This is a genomic window from Dokdonella sp. (assembly GCF_019634775.1).
Lineage (GTDB): Bacteria > Pseudomonadota > Gammaproteobacteria > Xanthomonadales > Rhodanobacteraceae > Dokdonella.
This window is the reverse complement of the sequence record NZ_JAHCAS010000001.1, coordinates 2,425,122-2,447,588: the sequence shown is the minus strand read 5'-3', so window position 1 is coordinate 2,447,588 and position 22,467 is coordinate 2,425,122. Positions and strand designations below refer to the sequence as shown.

Annotated in this window: 19 protein-coding genes; 7 read left to right on the top strand and 12 right to left on the bottom strand. The window is 67.0% G+C overall.

Going from position 1 to position 22,467, the window contains the following annotated elements:
• Positions 1 to 22: 22 nt before the first annotated feature.
• The 7 genes from KF907_RS10550 to KF907_RS10520 all read left to right on the top strand — a co-directional run bounded on the left by KF907_RS10550 (position 23) and on the right by KF907_RS10520 (position 6,977).
• A complete protein-coding gene (locus tag KF907_RS10550; protein WP_291220094.1) occupies positions 23 to 412 on the top strand; it encodes a hypothetical protein in 390 nt (129 codons plus the stop codon).
• 112 nt (positions 413 to 524) lie between these two features.
• Positions 525 to 1,001: a cytochrome C gene (locus tag KF907_RS10545; protein ID WP_291220093.1), complete on the top strand. Its 477-nt coding sequence runs from the start codon at positions 525 to 527 to the stop codon at positions 999 to 1,001.
• Positions 1,002 to 1,053: 52 nt separating this feature from the next.
• Positions 1,054 to 1,341, top strand: a complete 288-nt coding sequence (locus KF907_RS10540; protein ID WP_291220092.1) for a DUF4190 domain-containing protein — start codon at positions 1,054 to 1,056, stop codon at positions 1,339 to 1,341.
• A 4-nt stretch (positions 1,342 to 1,345) separates the two neighbouring features.
• Positions 1,346 to 2,377 (top strand): quinone-dependent dihydroorotate dehydrogenase, encoded by a 1,032-nt coding sequence (locus KF907_RS10535; RefSeq protein WP_291220091.1) that lies wholly within the window; start codon positions 1,346 to 1,348, stop codon positions 2,375 to 2,377.
• Positions 2,374 to 3,447 carry a UDP-N-acetylmuramate dehydrogenase gene (gene murB / locus KF907_RS10530; RefSeq protein WP_291220090.1) on the top strand — a complete coding sequence of 358 codons (1,074 nt, stop codon included), beginning with the start codon at positions 2,374 to 2,376 and terminating at the stop codon, positions 3,445 to 3,447. Before KF907_RS10535 ends, murB begins: the two co-directional genes overlap by 4 nt.
• Positions 3,448 to 3,759: 312 nt before the next feature.
• Complete coding sequence (locus KF907_RS10525) at positions 3,760 to 5,568, top strand: DUF1800 domain-containing protein (RefSeq protein ID WP_291220089.1); 1,809 nt, start codon at positions 3,760 to 3,762, stop codon at positions 5,566 to 5,568.
• Positions 5,569 to 5,573: 5 nt separating this feature from the next.
• On the top strand, positions 5,574 to 6,977 hold the full coding sequence (locus KF907_RS10520; RefSeq protein ID WP_291220088.1) for a DUF1501 domain-containing protein: 1,404 nt from the start codon (positions 5,574 to 5,576) through the stop codon (positions 6,975 to 6,977).
• A gap of 809 nt (positions 6,978 to 7,786) precedes the next feature.
• On the opposite strand, the gene KF907_RS10515 is transcribed toward KF907_RS10520, so the two are convergent.
• The 12 genes from KF907_RS10515 to KF907_RS10460 form a co-directional block, all read right to left on the bottom strand.
• On the bottom strand, positions 7,787 to 8,680 hold the full coding sequence (locus KF907_RS10515) for an adenylate/guanylate cyclase domain-containing protein (RefSeq protein WP_291220087.1): 894 nt from the start codon (positions 8,678 to 8,680) through the stop codon (positions 7,787 to 7,789).
• A 60-nt stretch (positions 8,681 to 8,740) separates the two neighbouring features.
• A complete protein-coding gene (locus tag KF907_RS10510; protein WP_291220319.1) occupies positions 8,741 to 11,023 on the bottom strand; it encodes a thiamine pyrophosphate-dependent enzyme in 2,283 nt (760 codons plus the stop codon).
• Between the two features lie 379 nt (positions 11,024 to 11,402).
• Entirely contained in the window at positions 11,403 to 11,957 is a 555-nt protein-coding gene (locus KF907_RS10505) for a GNAT family N-acetyltransferase (RefSeq protein ID WP_291220086.1), read from the bottom strand.
• A complete protein-coding gene (locus KF907_RS10500) occupies positions 11,954 to 12,526 on the bottom strand; it encodes a pilin (protein ID WP_291220085.1) in 573 nt (190 codons plus the stop codon). Before KF907_RS10500 ends, KF907_RS10505 begins: the two co-directional genes overlap by 4 nt.
• A gap of 17 nt (positions 12,527 to 12,543) precedes the next feature.
• A complete protein-coding gene (locus tag KF907_RS10495; RefSeq protein WP_291220084.1) occupies positions 12,544 to 13,716 on the bottom strand; it encodes an acyl-CoA dehydrogenase family protein in 1,173 nt (390 codons plus the stop codon).
• Between the two features lie 54 nt (positions 13,717 to 13,770).
• The gene (locus KF907_RS10490; protein WP_291220083.1) at positions 13,771 to 14,718 is read right to left on the bottom strand and encodes a M14 family metallopeptidase; all 948 of its coding nucleotides are present in this window, start codon (positions 14,716 to 14,718) and stop codon (positions 13,771 to 13,773) included.
• Between the two features lie 119 nt (positions 14,719 to 14,837).
• Positions 14,838 to 16,004: a polyphosphate kinase 2 gene (ppk2, locus tag KF907_RS10485; RefSeq protein WP_291220082.1), complete on the bottom strand. Its 1,167-nt coding sequence runs from the start codon at positions 16,002 to 16,004 to the stop codon at positions 14,838 to 14,840.
• Between the two features lie 59 nt (positions 16,005 to 16,063).
• Complete coding sequence (locus KF907_RS10480) at positions 16,064 to 17,689, bottom strand: Na/Pi cotransporter family protein (protein WP_291220081.1); 1,626 nt, start codon at positions 17,687 to 17,689, stop codon at positions 16,064 to 16,066.
• Between the two features lie 78 nt (positions 17,690 to 17,767).
• The gene (locus KF907_RS10475; RefSeq protein ID WP_291220080.1) at positions 17,768 to 18,694 is read right to left on the bottom strand and encodes a histone deacetylase family protein; all 927 of its coding nucleotides are present in this window, start codon (positions 18,692 to 18,694) and stop codon (positions 17,768 to 17,770) included.
• A gap of 216 nt (positions 18,695 to 18,910) precedes the next feature.
• Positions 18,911 to 19,384 carry a bacterioferritin gene (gene bfr / locus KF907_RS10470; RefSeq protein ID WP_291220079.1) on the bottom strand — a complete coding sequence of 158 codons (474 nt, stop codon included), beginning with the start codon at positions 19,382 to 19,384 and terminating at the stop codon, positions 18,911 to 18,913.
• Positions 19,385 to 19,528: 144 nt separating this feature from the next.
• Positions 19,529 to 20,836: a multicopper oxidase family protein gene (locus KF907_RS10465; RefSeq protein ID WP_291220078.1), complete on the bottom strand. Its 1,308-nt coding sequence runs from the start codon at positions 20,834 to 20,836 to the stop codon at positions 19,529 to 19,531.
• The gene (locus KF907_RS10460) at positions 20,833 to 22,308 is read right to left on the bottom strand and encodes a TolC family protein (protein WP_291220077.1); all 1,476 of its coding nucleotides are present in this window, start codon (positions 22,306 to 22,308) and stop codon (positions 20,833 to 20,835) included. Before KF907_RS10460 ends, KF907_RS10465 begins: the two co-directional genes overlap by 4 nt.
• Between the last annotated feature and the right edge of the window lie 159 nt (positions 22,309 to 22,467).

Genomic DNA, 22,467 nt, shown 5'->3' with positions numbered 1-22,467 from the left:
CGTCGCCAAGGAGCCCCTGCGCATGCGCTTCGCCATCGTCCTCGCCATCGGCATCCTCGTCGGCGCGATCTGCGCGATGACTGCAGCGACGATCCTCGGCCAGCGCCACGCCTATCCCAAGGCCCTGATGCGCGTCCTCAAGACCCAGCTCGGCGATGCCCGTACGGCCGCCCTTGATGCCGGCTGTGCCGGCAACGAACGCCGCCTCGCCATCCTCGTCAGCCTCGGCGGCGACATCGCACATGCCATACCGCATGGCGATCCACCCGACCGCGTCTTCGCCAGGTATGTCGACGAGCTGCAGCAGGCAACCATCGCTGCGCGCGACGGCGCTGCAGACTGCAAGGCGCAGGGCGAAGCACTGACGCGTGCCGCCAACGCCTGCGAGAGCTGCCACCGCGACTATCGCTGAGTTCGAACGCAAGACCCGCCAGCCGCCGTCGCGTGCGGCGTGACAGGAATGCGTGCGCCTTTCCGTCCTGGTTCATGCGCGCCGGCATCCCGCCGGCAGTGGAGCCTCGGACATGAAACGCTTCGGCATCCTGGCGGGCGCGCTCGCCCTTGCCGCCCCCGTGCTGGCCAACGGAGCCGGCGACGACCCAGTCGCCCGTGGCCGCTACCTGGTGATGATCGCGGGCTGCAACGACTGCCACACGGCCGGCTTCGGCCCCAGCGGCGGCAAGGTACCGGAGGCACAGTGGCTGCTCGGTGACCGCGTGGGCTTCTCCGGTCCATGGGGCACGACCTATCCCTCCAACCTGCGTCTCACCCTCGGCCGGCTCGGGCTCGACGAATGGAAGCGCTATGCGCGCAACGCGGTGCTGCGCCCACCGATGCCCTACTGGGCGCTCAACACGATGAGCGACGCCGACCTCGAGGCACTGTGGCGATTCACGCGCTCGCTCGGTGACGCCGGCGAACCTGCGCCTACCGCGCTGCCACCCGGCCAGGAGCCTGCGCTGCCGGTTTTTCGCCTCGAACTGCCGCCCGCAACGCCCTGAATGATGCCGCACGCGCGTCCTCCAGCCGCTACACTGCGCGGCGGAGGACAGCATGAACACGATCCCTACCCAAACCAGCGGCACCGCCGTGGTCAGCCTCGTCAGCGGCATCCTTGCCTGGACCATCCTGCCGATCATCGGCGCGATCGTCGCAATCGTCTGTGGCCACCTCGCCCGCGGCGAGATCCGCCGCGCGATTCCCGGCACCGTCGGCGGCGATGGCCTGGCGATCGCCGGACTCGTGCTCGGCTACGTGCAACTGGTCGTGTCGATCCTCGTCGTGATCGGGTTCATTCTCATGATCGTCTTCTTTGGCATGGCCCTCGGCAACTGGCACTGACCAGGTGTACAGCATCGCCCGAAACCTGCTGTTCCGCCTCGACGCGGAACGTGCGCACGGCCTCGCCCTGCGTGCGCTCGACGTCGCCGCCGCAAGCGGTCTCGGCGGCCTGCTCGCGCGCCGCCCGGCAGCACTGCCAACCCGCGCGTTCGGCATCGAGTTCACCAACCCGGTCGGCCTTGCCGCCGGCCTGGACAAGAATGCCGAGCACGTCGACGCGCTGGCCGCGCTCGGCTTCGGCTTCATCGAAGTCGGCACCACCACCCCGCGCGCACAGCCCGGCAACCCGAGGCCCCGCCTGTTCCGCCTTCCCGAGCACGCCGCGATCATCAACCGACTCGGCTTCAACAATGCCGGCGTCGATGCCCTTCTCGCCAATGCGGAGCGCACGCGCTGGAGTGGCGTGCTCGGCATCAACATCGGCAAGAACAAGGACACGCCGAACGAGCGCGCGGTCGACGACTACCTGTTCTGCCTCGAACGCGTCTACGCACGTGCGGGATACGTCACCGTCAACATCTCCTCGCCGAACACCCAGGGCCTGCGCGACCTGCAGGGAGAGGACGCTCTGCGGCGACTGCTCGGCGAACTCTGCGACGCGCGCGAACGCCTCGCCGGACGCCACGGCGCACGCAAGCCGATCCTGCTCAAGATCGCGCCGGACCTCGACGACAGCGAACTCGACGCCATCGCCGAAGTGCTCGCTGCGAGCGCGATCGATGGCCTGATCTGCACCAACACGACAATTGAACGCGCAGCGATCGCCGGCGCGCGCCATGCGGATGAGAGCGGCGGGCTTTCCGGGCGACCCGTGTTCGCGAAATCGACCAACGTGCTCGCTGGCATGCGCCGGCGCCTCGGCACGCGCCTGCCGCTGGTCGGCGTCGGTGGCATCCTCGGTGGCAACGACGCAGCCGCCAAGATCGACGCCGGCGCGAACCTGGTGCAGGTCTACACCGGCCTCGTCTATCGCGGTCCCGGCCTCGTCGCTGAATGCGTCACGGCGCTGCGTGCGCAACTCGGAGCACGTCCATGAGCGGCTACGCCGTGGACGCCGCCATCGCCGCCGGAGCGGGCTACACGATCGTCGAGAACGCCTCCCTTGAAGGGCGCAACAGCTTCCGCGTCAAGGCGCGTGCCCATCTGCTCGTCGACATCCACGACGACGATGCGCTCGCCGAGGTGTTCGCCTTCCGCGGCCTGCACACGCAACCCGTGCTCGTCCTCGGCGAAGGCAGCAACCTGCTGTTCGCCGGTGACTGGCCCGGCATCGTGCTGGTGATGACCACGCGCGGCATCAAGGTCGTTGAAAGCACGCCGGCGTCCGACCGCGTGCGCGTGGCCGCCGGCGAAAACTGGAACGATTTCGTGCATTGGTCGCTGGTGCAAGGCTACGCTGGACTCGAGAACCTCACCTTGATTCCCGGATCGGTCGGCGCCGCGCCGATCCAGAACATCGGCGCATACGGTGTCGAGGTCGGCGAGCATGTCGCCAGCGTGCGCGCCTGGGACCGCCACGAACGGCAGCATGTCACCCTCACCCACGCCGAGTGCGCCTTCGCCTACCGCGATTCGCTGTTCAAGCGCGAACCCGACCGCTGGCTCGTCACCGCCGTCGATTTCAACCTTCCGCGCGAGGCCGCGCCGCGCATCGACTACGCCGGAATCGCGGACGAACTCGCCGCGCTCGGCGGAACGGTCACACCCGCGCGCATTGCCGAAGCGGTCGCACGGCTGCGCACGCGCAAGCTGCCGAATCCGGCGGTGATCGGCAATGCCGGCAGCTTCTTCAAGAATCCACTGGTCGACGCGGAAACCGCGGCGATGCTGCGCACCCTCCATCCGGCCCTGCCGACCTGGCCGGCCGGGGAGCGCGTGAAGCTCTCCGCCGCCTGGCTGATCGAAGCGGCCGGCCTCAAGGGCTGGCGCGACGGCCATGCTGGCGTTTCCGATCTGCACGCACTGGTCCTGGTAAACCACGGCAGTGCGAGCGGTGCCGATGTCTGGCGCGTTGCCCGGCATGTGATCGACCGCGTGCGGCATCGCTTCGGCGTCGAACTCGAACCCGAGCCGCGTATCGTGCCGCAAGCGGCCACGCTGGCGTAGCCCGCCCGAGGAATCACAACACACTCGTTCTGCCGGGCCGGATCGCAGTTGAAGCCGCTCCCGCAAGGCTTCGACTCCGTGGGCGCTGCTTCAGCCGCGAACGGACCGATCAGGTCATCCAGAACCCTGTCCGCCCTGGCGTCGCTCTCCTTGCCTGGACGGGACTCCCGCGGACGACGTCAGCACCGCTCCAGCACACCGTCTTGCACGCCCCGCATTCCGCGCCGATCGTCACACTCGCTGCCACGAGCAAACCGCTACACTGCGCGATATTCGTGCCAGGCACAGCCCCTCGTCTCCGCGGAGCCCGCCATGTCGACTGCCCTTGCCTCGACGCCCGTTTCCACCGCACGCCGCTCGCTGTTCGGCATGCTCAAGGCGGCCGTCGGCCTCGACAGCACCCCAGTTCCGACCATGCGCCATCCCGGCAAGGCGCCGATCGCCTCGGCTGCCGTCGACCCCGGCACACAGGTCGATTTCGCCATCCCACCCGAGCGCGTGCGCTGGCTCAACAAGACCACGTTCGGCTACAGCACACCCCTCGACGCCGAGTTCCTCGCCCTGCCCGGCGCGACGATGGACGCGAAGTGGCAGGCCTGGGTCGACCAACAGCTGGCACCGGCGTCGATCACCGACACCGATTGCACCAACCGTCTCGCCGCCGGTGGTTTCAGCACGCTCAACAAGACACTGCCACAGCTCTGGAACGACCACGTCCGCAACAACCCGCCGTACTACACGCGCATGCTGCCAGCCTACGAGACCGAATGCGCGACGATCATTCGCGCGGTCTACAGCAAGCGCCAGCTGTTCGAGCGCGTGGTCAATTTCTGGCACGATCATTTCAGCGTGTTCGGCTTCGACTACGACATCGCGCCGATCTTCGTGCACTACGACCGCGACGTGATCCGCACGAACGCGTTCGGCAACTTCCGCACGATGCTCGAACAGGTCGCCACCTCGACGGCGATGCAGCTCTACCTCGACAACTACGCCAGCCGCGGAGCCGACTTCAACGAGAATTACGCACGCGAGCTGATCGAGTTGCACACGCTCGGCGTCGGCAACTACTTCGGCCCCAATCCGCCGTTCGACGTGCCATGCCTGACCACGACGATCCATTGCCCCGGCAGCGTGCCGGCCGGCTACGTCGACAACGACGTCTACGAAGCCGCCGCCGCCCTGACCGGCTGGACGATCAAGAACGGCTACTGGCAATACCCGAACGACAACGACGGCACGTTCATCTACCGCGCCGACTGGCACGACCGCCGCAACAAGATCTTTCTCGGCCTGTACATCCCACCGAACAACCAGCCGGCGATGGCCGACGGGCACGCCGTGTTCGACCGTCTCGTCGCGCATCCCGGCACGGCGAAATTCATCGCCACCAAGATGTGCCGCCGCTTCGTCGGCGACGCGCCCTCGCAGGCGTTGATCGATGCGGTTGCGCTCGATTTCTCCAACAACATCAGTGCGCCGGACCAGATCACGCGCATGCTGCGCACGATCCTACTCAGCAGCGAATTCAAGAATGCCTGGGGCCTCGGCATGAAGCGCCCATTCGAAACGACGATGGGCGGCCTGCGCGGCCTGCAGTCCGACTTTCATCCGCGCCCGGACAACACCAGTGCATGGACACTTACCGAGCGCTTCGTCTACCAGATGCAGCTATGCGGGCACCGCTCGTTCTACTGGGGCCCACCGAACGGCTACCCGGATCGTCAGGGCGCCTGGGCCAGTACCGGCTCGCTGGCAATGACACTGAAGATCCTCTCCTGGCTGCCCGAGATGCGCGTCAACAACGACGGCAGCTCGGCTCTGGTCAGCGACATCGTCGCACAGACCATTGCGGCTTTCCCGACGGTTTCGGCGCGCACGGCCGGCGCCATCATGGGCTACTGGTGCGACCGCCTGCTTGGCTATCGCCCCGAACCGACCTATGGCGTGGTGACAAGCTTCCTGCAGCAGAACGCCACGGCGTCCGAGGCGATCGACATCACCACCGACAGCTGGGCGGGAAACAATCCCACGCCCAACCTCAAAGCCCACTACACGCAGCAACGCCTGCGCACCGCTGTCGGCATGATCCTCATGTCGGCCGACTACTTCCGCCGGTGACCGCCATGAACGCCTTCGATCGCCGTGACTTCCTCAAGACCTGCGCCACCGGCGCACTGACTGCCGGCCTCGTGCCGGGCGCACGCCTTGCCTTCGGCCAGACCGAAGCCAACAACTACGACACGATCGTGGTGGTCTACCTGCGCGGTGGCTGCGACGGTCTCAGCCTGATCCCGCCGATCAGCGGCAACGACCGCAGTCATTACGAAGCGGCGCGCCCGACCCTGCGCATCCCGGTCAGCGGCAACGGGGCGGCGTTCGCGCTGGCCAACTCCGACAGCCCGCAAGCAACCTGGGGCCTGCACCCGCGTGCGGCGAAGCTCAACACGCTCTACCAGCAGAACAAGCTGGCCGTGGTCATCGGCGCGGGCATGCCGCATCCGGTCACGCGCAGCCATTTCGATGCGCAACAGACCATGGAATACGGCACGCCAGGCGCGACCGGCATCGGCAGCGGCTGGCTGACCCGCCACCTGGCCAGTGCCGGCCTGCCCGCCAATATCACGATCCCGGCACTCTCGGCCGGCAGCATCACCGCCAACAGTCTCGTCGCCAGCACCGAATCGGTGACGATGGGCAACGGCGGCGACTTCAAGCTCGACTGGTCGGCGTGGAACTGGAACCACCGCGATCGTTACAGCGGTGGCGCTCCGAATGGCTTCCTCGGCCAGGTCGAGCGCCTGCCCGAACTCTGGGCCGGCAATTCCGCGCTGGAAGCAGCCGGCCGGCAGACACTCGATGCGCTGTCGATCGTGCGGCCCATGAATTTCGGCAACTACGCACCGGCCAACGGCGCGGTCTATCCGACCGACAACTTCGGCAATCAGCTCAAGATGATTGCCCAACTGCTCAAGGCCGACCTCGGCCTGCGCGTAGCCGCTATCGACCTGGCCAGCTGGGATACCCACAACGGTCAGGGCGTGCCGACCAACAGCTACGACCCGTTCGGTATCCTCGTGCAGTCGCTGTCGGACGGCCTCGGCGCGTTCTACCAGGATCTCAACGGCACCGGCGCAAACAACTTCGCGCAGCGCACCAGTATCATCGTCATGAGCGAGTTCGGCCGACGCCTGCGTATGAACGGCAGCGGGGGCACCGATCACGGCTACGGCAACGTGATGATGGTACTCGGCGGTTCCGTGAACGGCGGCCAGGTCTATGGTCGCCAGCAGTTCGCCGGCCTGGTCGGCGAAGCCCTGTTCGAAGGCGAGGACGTGCAGGTCACCGTCGACTTCCGCCGCGTGCTGTCGGAAGCCCTGATCCGCCGTGCCGGCAACAACCACCTCGGCTACATCTTCCCGGGCTACGCGAACTACAGCCCGCTCGGCATCTTCCAAGGCACCGACCTGCCGCCCGACTACAGCAACGACTTCGACCGCCTGTTCGCGCACGGATTCGAAGCCGCCTGATCCGCGCCGCGGAAACGCCCATCGAGATGGCCACAGGAACCCGCCACAGGAAGCGCCCGTAGGAAACGGCTGTAGAAAGCGGCCACAGGAAGCGGCTGTAGGAAGCGGCTTCAGCCGCGATGCCCCTGCCGTACAACACCCCAACGAAGAAGAAGCATCACGCCTGAAGGCGTTTCCTACAGCCACCAAACCCACCCCACCCCGCAGGAAGCACGCGCAGGAAGCGGCTGTAGGAAGCGGCTTCAGCCGCGATGCCCCTGCCGTACAACACCCCACCGAAGAAGCATCACGCCTGAAGGCGTTTCCTACAGCCACCAAACCCGCCCCGCCCCGCAGGGAGCGCCCGCAGGAAGCGCCCGTAGGCAGCGGCTGTAGGAAGCGGCTTCAGCCGCGATGCCCCTGCCGTACAACACCCCAACGAAGAAGAAGCATCACGCCTGAAGGCGTTTCCTACAGCCACCAAACCCACCCCACCCCGCAGGAAGCGCCCGCAGGAAGCGGCTGTAGGAAGCGGCTGTAGGAAGCGGCTTCAGCCGCGATGCCCCTGCCGTACAACACCCCAACGAAGAAGAAGCATCACGCCTGAAGGCGTTTCCTACAGCCACCAAACCCACCCCACCCCGCAGGAAGCGCGCGCAGGAAGCGGTCGTAGGAAGCGGTCGTAGGAAGCGGCTGTAGGAAGCGGCTGTAGGAAGCGGCTTCAGCCGCGATGCCCCTGCCGTACAACACCCCAACGAAGAAGAAGCATCACGCCTGAAGGCGTTTCCCGCAGCACAATTCTTCGCAGGAAACAGCCCGATACGCCGCGATCAACGACACTCGAACTGGATAAGATCGGTCGGGCCGGCGGCGGGCGCCTGGCCGAGGCTGATCGTGCCTGAGCGGCGCAGGTGGAAGACATCCCGGTGGACGAACACCTCCTCGTTGCCGATGGCGACCCAGCTGCCATTGGTCGAACGGTCGGTGAAGACGAAATGCCCACGCTTCCATTCGATCATGGCGTGGTCGCGCGACACCCAGTCGGCATCGACGGTGAGGCTGTGTCCTGGCTCACGACCTAGGGTGAATGGATCGGCGAGTTCGTCGATCGTGAATGCCTGCCCCCGGTACATCAACACGAGACGCATGCGCTCGACCGGCGCATCGGCAAACTGGACGACGCGCTGCACGGTAGTGACGTGCGAGACATCCTCCTGCCACATCACGTCTACGATTTCGATCGGCAGCAGTTTGCCCGACACGCGCGCCGTACCGATCGAGCGCACACGCAGGCCGGCCGCGTTGGTTATCCCGGACGAAGTGCTCGCTGTGGCGACGATCTGGTCACGCTTGGCCAGGGCGGCCATGCGCGCGGCGACGTTGACCGCGTCGCCGAACACGTCACCGTCCTCGACCAAGGCCTCGCCGTGGTGCAGGCCGATGCGGATGCCGATGTTCTCGACGAGGAAATCCGGTTCCGACTTGACCCGGCGCTGCATGTCGGTTGATGCAAGCAGGCCGTTCGCAGCACCCGGGAACGTGCACATCACCTCGTCGCCAATGGTCTTGACCACGCGGCCACCGTGACGATGGGCGACTTCGGTGAGCGCGTTCAGTACGGCGGCAATGATGCCTCGCGCGCGCACGTCGCCGCGCGTCTCGAACAGCTTGGTGCTGCCGGAGACGTCGGCAAAGAGGATGGTTTGCGACTGCTGAACGCTCATCGGCGGCGATGATAGGGGATTCCCCCCTCACGCTCCACTTGGATCGATCCCACCGGCCCCTCAATCGCCCAGCAGGGAGCGGGCGGCGGCAACGACCTCGGCATCGCTCGGCAGCACGGCGCAGGCGGCGCCGGCCAGCGGAGTGTAGGTGTCGGCCCCGACCACGCGCGCCAGCGGCGTGGCCGCACAACCGCCTTCCACGATCGCCGTGATGACGCCCTCGCCGATACCCGCCGAGCGGCGCCCCTCGTCGACGACGAGAATACGCTTCGCGCGCCGCGCCTCGGCGACGATGTACGCCTCGTTGAGCGGCACCAGCCAACGCAGGTCGATCACGCGCACACTGCGGCCTTCCGCTTCCAAAGCACGCGTCGCGCGCAGGCTCATCGGCACGCCGTTGCCGTAGGTGAGGATCAGGAGTTCGGCGTCCTGCGGACCATACGCCCTGCCCTCGCCGAGCGGCATCGCCTCGCCGGGTGGCGGGTAGGCGAACGACCACTCGCCATCCCCGGGGGCATGCAGATCCTTGGTCATGTACAGGGCAATCGGTTCAAGGAACACGGCCACACGACCATCGACTTTGGCCAACGCCGCCAGGGTACGCAGCATGGTCGCGGCGTCATCGCCACGACTCGGACAGCCGACCACCAGGCCCGGAATGTCGCGCAGGGCGGTGATCGAATTGTCGTTGTGGAAGTGCCCGCCGAAACCACGCTGGTAGCCGAGACCGGCGATGCGCACGAGCATCGGGTTGCGGTACTGGTCGTTGGAGAAAAACTGCAGCGAGGCGGCCTCGCCGCGGATCTGATCGCAGGCGTTATGGAAATAGGCGAGGTACTGGATCTCCGGAATCGGCAGGAACCCCAGGTTGGCGTAGCCCTGGGCGAGGCCGAGGATGGTCGTCTCGTCGAGCAGGGTATTGAACACGCGCGCGCCCTTGAATGCCTTGTGCAGGCCTTTCGTCACCGTGTACACACCGCCCTTCTGCGCCACGTCCTCGCCGAACAGCAGCGTTTCCGGGTACTTGCCCATGAGATCGTGCAGGGCCTGGTTGATGAGGATGGCGAGGTGGCGCGGCGGCTGCTTCTCGGGCAGTTTGTCCTCGCCTCCGAACACTTCGAGCCGACGCGCGGCATCGCCGGCGCGGGTCGCCTCGGCGGCAACCGCATCCGGCGTGTACGGCGCCAGCGGCGCCACGACCTCGGCAAGCGTGATCAGCTTCGGTCGACGGTCGGCTTCCTCGGCGGCGGCGAAACAGCGCGCCCGGATCGCTTCGTACTGCGCGAGCAGCGACTCCGGCGTGTACAGGCCCGATTCGAGCGCAATCGCGGCCGAGCGCAGCAGCGGATCGGTGGCCTCGACGGCGACCAGTTCCTCGACACTGCGCCACTCGATCTCGAAGTCGGTGCCGGCATGACCCATGATGCGCGTCGTGCGCAGGTGCAGGAAGGTCGGGCGGCGCGTCGATCGGCAATGCTCGACCGCGCGCGCGACGTCCGCATGGCCTTTGGCGAGGTCGAGGCCATCAGCGTGGAAATAGTCGAGATCGCGACGCCCGGAGAAGTTGCGCGCGATCCAGCCGTCCGGCGTCTTCACCGAGATGCCGATGCCGTTGTCTTCGCAGACGAACAGCACCGGTGCCGGCAGCTTCTGGTAGGCCGACCAGGCCGCCGCATTGAATGCCGTCTGCGCAGTTGCGTGGTTCGACGAGGCGTCGCCGAAAGAGCAGATCGCAATCGAATCAGTCGGGATCGGCAAGGCACGACCGATGCGGCGCGCCTGTTCGATCGCCAGCGCCGTGCCCAGTGCTTTGGGCAGGTGCGAGGCGATCGTCGAGGTCTGCGGCAGCACCCACAGCGGCTTCGAGCCCCACACCTTGTGGCGCCCGCCCGAGGCCGGATCGTCCTTGCTCGCCGCGAACGACAGCGCCGAGTCCATGACCGGATCCATGCCCGGCAGCTTGCGGAAACGCTCGGCCATGAAGGCCCCCGAGCGGTAGTGCAGGAAGGCCGGGTCGGTGTGCCTGGTCAGGCGGGCAACCATCGCATTGCCCTCGTGGCCGCTCGAACCGATCGTGTAGAACACCTTGTTCTGCACGCGCAGCACGCGTGCCATCAAGTCAAGGTGACGGGAGATCAGTTGCGACTCGAACAGCTCCAGAAAACCATGCGCATCGAGTGTGCTGTCGGGCAGCACCGGCGCATCGTCCGCCGGCCGCCGCTGCACGCGACCATCCCACTCGCGCACGAACTCGACGAAGTTCTGATCGCAGATCTCGGCACGGTTGAGGCCGCGGTGACGGGCAGTGATGACACGGGGAGCGATGGAAGGAACGACGGCCATGACATTGGATAGCAAGGGCAAGACCATCATTGTAGCGGTGCCAGGGCACGGCAGCCGAGGACATGGCAACGCCCGCCAAACCCGCCGCCTCGGGACTCGGCGAAGGCGTGCCCGCCACTGGTTGCGCGACCCACGATGCAGTGGGCGCAGCCCTGCCAATCGATCGACACATCGACCGGCACGGTCGACGAGGCGATCGGCTAAGAGCGATGATCAGGCCGTCACGTCGATCCGCCCCGGTCGCACCGCATTGCCGGCGGGCTCGCGCATCGACGCAGCCACGAGGTGCGGTCGAACATCAATCCATGAAACCGGCAAGCCCGGCTGAGCCATCGTTTCCCGAACCGTCAAGCAGCGGTTTCATGCCCTTGCGGCGCGGTCATGCCGGCACGGGTGCCGCGCGACGTGCCAGCCATTCCTCGCGCGATTGGCCCCAGATCTCGACATCGAAGTCGGCCGGCGCTGGCAGGTGTCCCATGCGCAGCAGGCGCGAGCCGAGGCGGCGCGCGACGGCCTTCGACGCCTCGTTGGCAGGATCGATCGTGTGGATCACTTCGCTCCAGCCGAGCGTGGCGACTGCCCAGTCCATCGCCGCGGTCGCACCTTCGGTCGCATAACCCTTGCCCCAGGCTGCGCGCACCAGGCTCCAGCCGACCTCGGTACCGGGCCAGCCGTCCGGCATCCATGGCCCGAGGCGTCCGACCCATTGCCCGGTCGCCTTCTCGATCACCGAAAAGAATCCGAAGCCCTGGATCTGCCAGGCGCCGACCATGGTGAGGAAATTGCGCCAGGCGATCGGACGCACCTGTGCGCCGCCGATGTGGCGCGTGGCCAGTTCGTCGGCGGAGAACGCGGCCCACGGCTCGAAATCCTCCCGCTGCGGCGGTCGCAGAAGCAGTCGCGGTGTTTCCAGACGCAGATCGATACGACTCATGGTGGCGATTCCGACTCCAGCGGAGCACCGGTGGCCTGCTCCGCGATGAACTCGCAGGACGGCAGCGCGCGTCCGATCCAGGCGTAGTCCGCCGTCGTGCAATGCCACTCGACACCCATCGCCTCGACACCGGCGAGGTCCGGCAGGAGTTCGATCGTGCCACCTTCCTTGCCAGAGGTCGCGTCGAAGCTCATCACGATCCGCCCCCCTTCACCGACGCTCAGGCTGTACATGCTGCCACCGCGGTAGTGCACCGGGTCAGGCAACCCGGCTGCGGCATTTGAAGCAGGCATCCGTCCGCTCGCCAGGTATGCCTCGGCCACCGCCGTCCGGGCCATCGACGCCGCGACAAGATCGCCGCGCACCGTCTCGATCGCACGCTCTTCGGCCACCAATTGATCAACCAGCCCGTTTCCGCGCGTCAGCGCCACCCGCTGCGCGGATTCCGCCACCTCGCGCTCGAGCCGCGATTGATGCTGCAGCCAAGCCTGCCAGCCGAACAGTGTCACGACGACAGCAGACAGGCTGGCAGCGAAGGCGATGAGGGCATTGCGCTTGCGCTGGATCACGGTGCCGCGAACAGGGCTCAGAACGCGTTGATCCCGGTCACCTCGCGGCCGACCACGAGCTGGTGCACAGTCTCCGTGCCTTCGTAGGTGATGACCGATTCGAGGTTCAGCGCGTGGCGGATCGGGCAGTGTTCGGTGGTGATGCCGGCGCCGCCGAGGATGTCGCGTGCCTCGCGGGCGATGTCGATGGCCATGCGGCAGTTGTTCCACTTGGCCAGCGAGACCTGGGTCGGCTGCATCGTGCCGGCGTCCTTGAGGCGACCGAGCTGCAACGACAGGAGCTGGGCCAGGGTGATGCGCCGGGCCATCTCGGCGAGTTTGATCTGCACGGCCTGGCGCGCGGCGATCGGCTGCTTGAACAGGATGCGCGTCTTCGAGTACTCGAGCGCCTCGCTATAACAGGCGATGGCCGCGCCGATCGGCCCCCAGGTGATGCCGTAGCGCGCCTGGGTGAGGCAGCCGAGCGGCCCCTTGAGGCCCTTCACGTTGGGCAGGCGGTTCGCCTCCGGCACGCGCACGTTGTCGAAGTACAGCGCCGAGGTGACCGACGCGCGCAGGCTCATCTTCTTGTGGATTTCCTGCGCGGTGTAGCCGGCGAAATCCTTCTCGACGACGAAACCCTGGATGCCGTCGTCGGTCTGCGCCCAGACGATCGCGATGTGGGCAAGGTTGCCGTTGGTGATCCACATCTTCGAGCCGTTGAGGATCCAGTCGGCGCCATCCTTCTTCGCGTGCGTGCGCATGCTGGCCGGATCGGAGCCGCCCTGCGGTTCGGTCAGGCCGAAGCAGCCGATGACCTTGCCGGCGGCCATGTCGGGCAGCCAGCGGCGACGCTGCTCCTCGCTGCCATAGGCGTAGATCGGGTACATGCACAGCGAGGACTGCACCGAGGCGAAGCTGCGCAGACCGGAGTCGCCACGCTCGAGCTCCTGGCAGATCAGGCCGTAGGCGACGCCATTGAGGCCGGCGCAGCCGTACTCGGTCGGCAGGCTCGAACCGAGCAGGCCGAGTTCGGCCATCTCGGGAATCAGCTCGGTCGGAAACACGCCGCGGTCGAAGCAGTCGCCGATGATCGGCAGCACGCGCTCGTCGGTGAAGCGCGCCACCGTGTCCTGCACGGCACGCTCCTCCTCGCTGAGCAGGGAGCGCACATCGTAGAGATCGACGGGATTGAGCGGGGCAGCGGCCATGGCGGGATTCCGGAAGGACAAAGCGCGGCATTGTAGCGGTTGCCCCCAGCGGAATCAGCCGCGACCTTGACGATCATCCTGTCGGTTCGGCGCCAGGGCATAGCCGATCGCCGCACGCACGGCCGCCACCTGGGCGGCATTGCACTGTGCCGGCGTCGCACGCGGGCTGTCCGGGTAGACCTCGGTGGTGGTCGTGTAGCGTGCGCCACTGATGCCGGCACACAGGCCGAGGTGCTCGAGCGGGTATTCGATGACGCCGGGTGCGACCACCGGCGAACCGATGATCTGGCCGCGCTCGTCCGCCGGGGCGATGTGGGTCACCTTGGCTACCGCTTCGATGATCGCCTGCTGAAACGCCGGTTGCGGGTTGGCGCTGTCATCGACCAGGTAGAAGCCATCCGGGATTTCACCGGGCACGAACGGCTTGCCGTCACGCGCCGCCAGTGCCGGACGGAACTCGCTCTCGTCGGTGTCGGTGGTCTCGTGCAGATCGATGTGCATGAGCACGCGCCCGTGCAGGGGCGCCACCAAGCGCCGCAGTGCGCGCGATTCCTCAGCCTTGCCGTCGGCGCCGAACGAGCGGTTCGGATCGATCGCGTCGTAGTTCCAGCGATGGATGCGCTCGTAGGCCCATGGGCTCACACAGGGTGCGACGACCAGATTGATGCGCCCGGCGTAGTCCTCGCCATGCGCCTCGACGAAGGCGAGCGCACCGTGCACGCCACTGGTTTCATATCCATGCACGCCGCCTGTGACCAGCGCGATCGGCAGCGTCTCGTCCCAAGCGTGGGTCTTCAACGCGAGCAGCGGAAACGCTTCGCCGGCGTAGTCGATGTGGCCGTATTCGATGACTTCGAAGCGCGCGCGCAAGGTGTCGATGCGGCGCACGACATCGTCGCGATAGCTGCGTTGGCGCACCTGTCGGCCGCGCCACGTGGCCAGCTCGGTCTCACCCCAGGGCTGGCCGGGCGTGCCGATCGGATAGAACGGTATCGTCGTCATCTGAGGACTCCCGGACGGAACGGCCAATGATGTGCGAATTCGTGACTGAAGTCGCTCCCGCGAAACCGAAGCCTTGTGGGAGAACCCTCAGCCACGAAGCGCATTGACCTGGGCGTCCCTCAGGGCGTCACCAGCGCACTGCGTTCACCGCGCTCGTAGACCGCATTGGCGCGGCCAACCAACAGGGAATCGAGCGCGCCGATGCGCTCGATGTCCTTGTTGTGGTATGGCAGCCGATGCAGCACATAGCGCATCGCATTGATGCGCGCGCGCTTCTTGCAGTCGGACTTCACCACCGTCCAAGGCGCATCGACCGTGTCGGTGTGGAAGAACATCGCCTCCTTGGCCTTGGTGTAATCATCCCACTTGTCGAGCGAGGCCATGTCGATGGGCGATAGCTTCCATTGCTTCAGTGGGTGTGCCTTGCGCTCGCGGAAACGCCGGCGCTGCTCGTCGCGGCTGACCGAGAACCAGAACTTGACCAGGTGGATGCCACTGCGCACGAGGTTGCGTTCGAACTCGGGTGCCTGGCGCATGAACTCGGTGTATTCATCGGGCGTGCAGAAGCCCATCACGCGTTCGACGCCGGCGCGGTTGTACCAGCTGCGATCGAACAGGACGATCTCACCAGCGGTCGGAAGATGCTGCACGTATCGCTGGAAATACCATTGGCCGCGCTCGTGCTCGCTCGGTTTCTCCAGCGCGACCACGCGCGCGCCACGTGGATTGAGGTGTTCCATGAAGCGCTTGATCGTGCCGCCCTTTCCGGCCGCGTCACGCCCCTCGAACAGGATCACCACGCGCTCACCGCTCTCCTTGACCCAGGCCTGCAACTTCAGCAACTCGACCTGCAACTGGTATTTCAGGCGCTCGTAGTTCTTGCGCAGCATGCGGTTGCGGTACGGATAGCCGCCCTCGCGCCAGGTATCGGACAGCTGGTCATCCGGAGAAATCGCGCCCTCGCCACCGTGGAAAGCCAGACGCTCGCGATCGGCGAGCGTGCGCCGCAAAGCGCTGGCGTCGTCCGGCGACAGGCCCGCGAAGAACGCGTCCAGTGACTGCGCGGCGCTGTCGATGTCGCGCATCCGCTTGGGTCGCGCGGCGATGTCGGTCGCCGTCGCGGCATTGATCGCGTGTGCTGCGGCCACGGCCTGTTGCGCCGTCGCCTTCCCGATCGCGTCACCACGCGCCGCCTTGATCCGGCTCGCTGGCTTCTTCGGCGCGTCCTTCCTTGCCGCCGCCCGGCGGCGTGTCGCGGTGACCCGATTGCTGGTACGTGTGGCCATGGTCTTCCCCCAATTTTCCCCGGCGTGATCCCGCCTGCATGGGGTAGCAAACGGCCGGTTCAAGCGGGCTGCGCTGTTCCGCCGCGGTCATCCAGCGGTGCGGCCGACTGCGCATCGGCTGCTGGCTGCGGTGCCAGCGCATCAAGGTAATGCAAGGCGCGTCGTGCGTGGTGGTTCATGCGTTCCAGCCAGCGCTGCGCGTTCAGCGCGGCCAGCGCCTCATCGACCTCGATGAGGCCGTCCGCCGAGGCGGCGAGGATGGCGGCGCGCAGTGCGCTCCCGGTGTCCAGCGGCGTGGCGGGGATGAGATCGGGCGACACGGCAGCATCGCCCGCCAGCAGCGGAGCGACGCCCAGCAATGCATGCCCGAGCTGGTCGGCCCGCTCGCGCAGCATCGGCACGAGGTCGAGTGGTTCATAGCGCCCCGGCTTGCTCGCGCTGCGCACGAACTGGCGCACGTGGTCGAGCAAGTGCAGCGTGTCGGTGAGGTTCCGCAATGTACGCGGATCGCCGGGCGGCAGGCGCTCAATCAGCTCACCGGCTGCTTCGGCGGCTTCACGCCACTGCGCATAGGTCGCCGCCGGCACGCGCACCGAGGTGGTCAGTCCCTGTCCGGTCGCTGCGGCCGCCTCGCCGAGCACGCCACGCAGGGTCGTGACCGCTGCGCCGATCGCCAATGCCGGAACCTCGCGCAAGCTCGGATCGAGATGGCGCGTCAGTGCCGGCCGGCGCTCGGGGATCATGCGCACACACAGGCTGGCCAGCTGCGGCACCAGTGGCACGAACACGAATGCACCGAGCACGCTGAAACCCGTGTGGAAAGCCGCGATCGTCAAGGCGTGGTCTGCGCCGCTGCCAGTATCGCCGGTGATGTATTCGGCGAGCTCGACGAACCACGGCAGGATGAAGAAAGCGATCACGCCGGTGACCAGGTTGAACATCACGTGCACCAGGGCGGTGCGCCGTGCCGGCACGCTGGCACCGATCGCGGCGACCACGGCGGTCGCCGTCGTGCCGATGTTGGCACCGATCACGAGGGCTGCGGCCTGTTCGGTATCGATTGCGCCACCCGCCAGTGCGGCAAGGATCGTCGCCACCGCCGCGGCCGAGGACTGCACGATGACGGTCAGCACGAGGCCGACCAGCACCAGCAGCAGGCGCGGCAGGAGGTCCGCCGCGCCGAAGCGGCCGAGGTCGATGCGATCGGAAAAACCGGCGATTCCCGTCTGCAGCACATCGATACCGACGAACAGCAGGCCGAAACCCGCGATCACACTGCCGGCCTGGGCAACGCGGTCGCGGCCGAGCAGACGCAACAAGGCGCCAAGGCCGATGAACGGCATGGCGAATGCACCGATCGAGAACTTGAGGCCGAACAGCGAGATGATCCAGCCGACCGTGGTCGTGCCGAGGTTGGCGCCGATGATGACGCCGATCGAGTTGTTGAAGCTGAGCAGGCCAGCCGAGACGAAACCGATCGTCGCCAGCGTGGTCGCGCTCGACGATTGTGCGATCGCAGTGATCGCCGCACCGGTGGCGACTGCTGAAAGGCGGCTGCCGGTGAAGCGTTCGAGCAGGCGCCGCAGCGCATCGCCGGCGAGCGCCTTGAGCCCATCGGTCATCAGCACCATGCCGAGCAGGAACATGCCGACACCGCCGACAACGCTGGCGAAAACGGAATTCACGAAACGGCACGAACCGGAAGTGGAAGCGCGCGGATGTTACCGGAACGCCGGAATCCCTAGGGATGTTCCTGTCAATCCCTAGTCGGCCCCGATCAGCACGCGGATGTGCGCAGCAGCGCTGCGCGCCAGCGGGCTCAGCACGTAGCCGCCCTCGAGACAGGAGATCACGCGGCCGCCGCAATGGCGCGCGGCGACGTCCATGAGGCAGCGCGTGACCCAGGCATAGTCGGCTTCGACCAGGCCGAGATGTCCCATGTCATCCTCGCGGTGCGCATCGAATCCGGCCGAGACGTAGATGAGTTGTGGCCGGAAGGCTTCGAGTGCCGGCAGCCAGCAATCCTGCACGGCCTTGCGGAACGCCTCGCCGCTCGACCCCGGATCAAGCCCAACATTGACCATGTTCGCACCGGTCGCCGTCTCGCCGTTGAACGGATAGAGGTTCTTCTCGAAGATCGAGCACATCAGCACACGCGCATCGTCGCGGAAGATGTCAGCGCTGCCATTGCCGTGGTGCACATCGAAATCGACCAGGGCAACGCGTTCGAGCCCATGCGCATCGAGTGCGTGATGGATGCCAACGGCGACGTTGTTGAAGAAGCAAAACCCCATCGCCGCCGCGCGCTCGGCATGGTGGCCCGGCGGGCGAACGTTGCAGAACGCCGTCGCCACGCGCCCGCCGAGCACCTGATCGGTTGCCTCGATCAGCGCACCGGCTGCGCGCAAGGCGGCCGGCAAGGTGTGCGGATTCATGCTGGTATCCGGATCGACGTGCACGAATCCTTCGTGTGGCGCCATCGCCATCAACTCGCGTACATACAGCGCACTGTGCGCGCGCGCCAGCTGCGCCTCGCTGGCCAGCGGCGCATCGACCTCGATCATGTGGTCGAGCAGACCCTTGACCAGCAGGTGGTCGTTGATCGCCCCCAGCCGCGCTGCGCATTCGGGATGGTCGGCGCCCATCGAATGGCGCGCGCAGTCGGAATGGGTGATGTAGGCAGATGACATCGTTGCTCCTCGGCAATGGCCAGCATCGCCGTGCCGGCGAAGATGGGCATGCCTTCACTGTAGCCAAGCCGTGCGGATGGGACTTGACGCAGCGCAAGGCAAGGCCACGACCTGGCATGCCGCGGTCGGAACAGGTGCCCCGCCGACGGCCGCGCGCATCGACGCCGACCCCGCAGGTGGACCAACCTGGCCGGAGGGCAACATCGCAGAGCGGGATCAACTACCCTCGAGCTGGCTCTGAAGGTACAGCGGCAGACCGAGCATGCCGATCAGGCGCAGTTGCTGCTCGAGCCAGTGCGTGTGGTCTTCCTCGGTGTCCTTGATTTGGGCGGCAAGGATGTCGCGGGTGACGTAGTCGCCGTGCCGCTCGCACAGGGCGATGCCGCTGGCGAGGTGGGCGCGCACGGCGTACTCGGTGTCGAGATCGCGCTGGAGCATGTCCTCGACGGTCGTGCCCGGCTCGAACGCGTCCGCGCGCATGTCGGGCTTGCCCTCAAGGAACAGGATACGTTTCAGCAGCGCATCGGCATGCTGGGTCTCCTCCTCCATTTCGTGATGCATGCGCGCATGCAGTGCCTTGAGGCCCAGGTCCTCGTAGCGGCGCGAATGGACAAAGTACTGGTCACGCGCGGCCAGCTCGCCACGCAGCAGGAACACCAGGTACTCGACGACTTCGGGGTGGCCTTTCATCACGACGGATCCGTGCGGGAACCGCGGGAGTGTGCCCGAACGGAGAAACCGATGGCGGGATGAGAATGCGTGCGCTTTGCCTTCGCATGGCCGGGCGTGCGCCCGGCCCTCACGCCCGCGCGAGGATCGCATGCGCTCGGCCGGTCATCCCGGCTCGTGCCGTTCACGCGTCGGTGCTGCCGCCACGCGCCGTGCGAGTTCGTGCGGCGCGTGGCGGTACCAGCCGGGATCGCGGTAGTCGCCGGCAGCGAGGTCGTCGCGCACCTTGATCACCGTGAACATGCCGCCCATCTCGATGTCGCCGAACGGGCCCTTGCCCATCATCATCGGCAGCGTGTTGACCGGGCCGCGCATCATCTGCGCGTGCCGCTGATGGCCGTGCATGCCATCCCGGCCCATCGCCATGTAGCCCGGCAGCAGCTTGCGCAGGCGCGCCTCGACACCGTCCTGATCGACCCCGACCGCATTCGGCAGGTCGTGCCCCATCGCGTTCATCGTGTGGTGTGACATGTGGCAGTGCATGGCCCAATCGCCCGGCACGGCGGTGAACTCGAGGTCGCGGGTCTGGCCGACGCCGACGATCTCGGTGACCTCGGTGCGCCACTGGCGCTCGGGCCAACGTCCACCGTCACCGCCGGTGACCTCGAACTGCACGCCGTGGACGTGGATCGGATGATTCCACATCGACAGGTTGCCGACCCGGATGCGCACGCGCTCGCCACTGCGCGCGACCAGCGGTTCGATCGCCGGGTACACCTTGCTGTTGAAGGTCCACAGGTCGAACTCGGTCATGATCGCCGGATCGGGCCGGTAGGTGCCCGGGTGCAGCGCCCAGTTGTGCAGCAGGATCGCGTAGTCGCGGTCGACCGGTTCGATCTCGCCGTCCTTCGGATGGATGATGAAGAAGCCCATCATGCCGAAGGCGAGTTGGGTCATCTCATCGGCATGCGGGTGGTACAGATGCGTGCCATGCTGGCGCAGGACGAACTCGTAGGCCCAGGTTTCGCCGGGTGCGATCGCCGGCTGGGTCAAGCCGGCGATGCCGTCCATGCCGGAAGGCAGCAGGATGCCGTGCCAATGGATCGTGGTCGGCTCAGACAGGCGATTGCTGACGAGGATGCGCACGCGGTCGCCCTCCACCGCCTCGATCGTCGGCCCCGGCGTCGAACCGTTGTAGCCCCAGCACTTCGCCACACAACCGGGCGCGAATTCGTGCTCGATCTCCTCGGCGATCAGGTGAAACTCCTTGACCCCATCGACCATGCGGTGCGCCAGCGTGCGCCCGTTGAGCGTGCGTACGGGTGTGTAGCCGCTGCGTTTCGGCGCCGTGGGTATGGGGCGTGCTTCATGGCCGTGTTCCTGCGCGGCCGCCGCGCCGGCCACGCTGGCGGCCGCCGGCACGAGGGCCGTGGCACCGGCGCGCTTCAACCATTCGCGTCTGCTCAGGCTCATGGCTGTTCTCCGTGTTCGTGGTGGGGTTGGGCATCGCCGCCCGGTGTTGAGGATGGATTCACAACCGGCGGCGCGACGAGATCGGCGCCATCGCCGAGCAGGGTTGAAGCCTCGATCACCCGCTGCGTCTCGCGCGGCAGGCGCACGCCGGTCGCACGTTCGAGCGCGGCGCGCGTGAGCGCGTAGTCGCCGAGCGCCTCGAAGGTATCGGCTGCGGCCTCGAGTTCGTCGATGCGTGCATCGATCAGGTCGAACACGCCGCGCAGCATCCAGTTGACCTCTTCCTGCATGCGCGCGACCACGGCCGCGCGCGCGGGCCGAATGCGTTCGCGGTAATCGGCGACACGCGATGCCGCGGCGTCGAGCCGCGCGATCGCTTCATCGACCTCGCTGGCGACCGCGATCTCGAGCCGGCGTCGTTCGGCGCGGCTCCAGGCAACCAGCGCATCGGCGCGTGCACGTGCGCCCTGTCCCTGCTGGAACAGCGGCAACTGGATCGTCAGGGTCGGGCCGACCAGGCGCGTCGTACCGGCCTCGCGCTCGCCTTCGACTTCAACCTCGAACGCACCGAGCCAGCCGAGCCGCTGCGTCGTGCGCGCACTGTCGGCGAGCAGATCGACGAGACCGCGCGCGGCAACCAGATCGAGACGCTGCTGCAGCGCACGCATGCGCAGGGCGTCGGGCGTTTCGCCGATCGCAACCGGTACGAGTGAGGCGTCGCCGACCAGGTCCGCGTCGAGATGGGTCACACCGAGCAGCCGTTGCAGTCGTGCGCGCGCCGCGGCGACTTCCTCGTCGGCGCGCCGGCGCGCCGCGCTGGCCTCGGCCGCACGTGCCCGCGCCAACGCGACCTCGCGCGCTGGCAGGTTGCCGGCCGCACGATAGCGTTCGGCCAGTTCGGCCGCGGCGTCGCTGGCCTCGGCGATCAAGGCACGCGCCTGCACGCGCTGGCGTGCCGTTACCAGTTGCACGCGCGCCGTCTCGACCTCGGCGGCCAGTTCGATCACGCGACCGGCCAGCAATTGCTGCGCGCGCAGGAACTCGCCCTCGGCGAGGCGCGTGCGCGCTCCGCGCAGGATCAATTGGGTGAAGTTCTGGGCGATGCCGAAATCGATGCGCGTACCGCCACCATCGACCCTGGCCGCACCGAGGCTCAATTCAGGATTGGCCAGGCGACGCGCCTCGAAGGCTTCGGCATTGGCGATGCCAAGGCGGGCCTGTTCGGCGGCGAGCGTGGCGTTGCAGGCCAGCGCGACGGCAAGTGCGCGATCGCTGTCGAGCAGAGCCATTGACGTCTGAGCCAGGGCGTTGGCCGGCGTCGTGCAGTCGGCTGCCGCCGCCATGTCGAGATCGACGCCGCGCGCGGCGGTGAGCGCACGCGTTTCGTCGATGCCGCGGCGCGCCTCGAACGGTGCGCAAGCCGACACGGCGACGGCGAGGCCGAGCACGGCCCCGCGGGTTGCGGATTTCATGGGAATCTCCTGCATCTGTGCAGAAGGGAACCTCGAACGACTCTGCTCTTGATCCTCATCCCGGCGGAAGCCGGGATGAGGAACTTTGAGAGCTCTTTCGAGTTTCCCGGAAGCGGACAGGTCCGATCAGACGAACGGGCCGGCGTGGCCCGCGTCGGA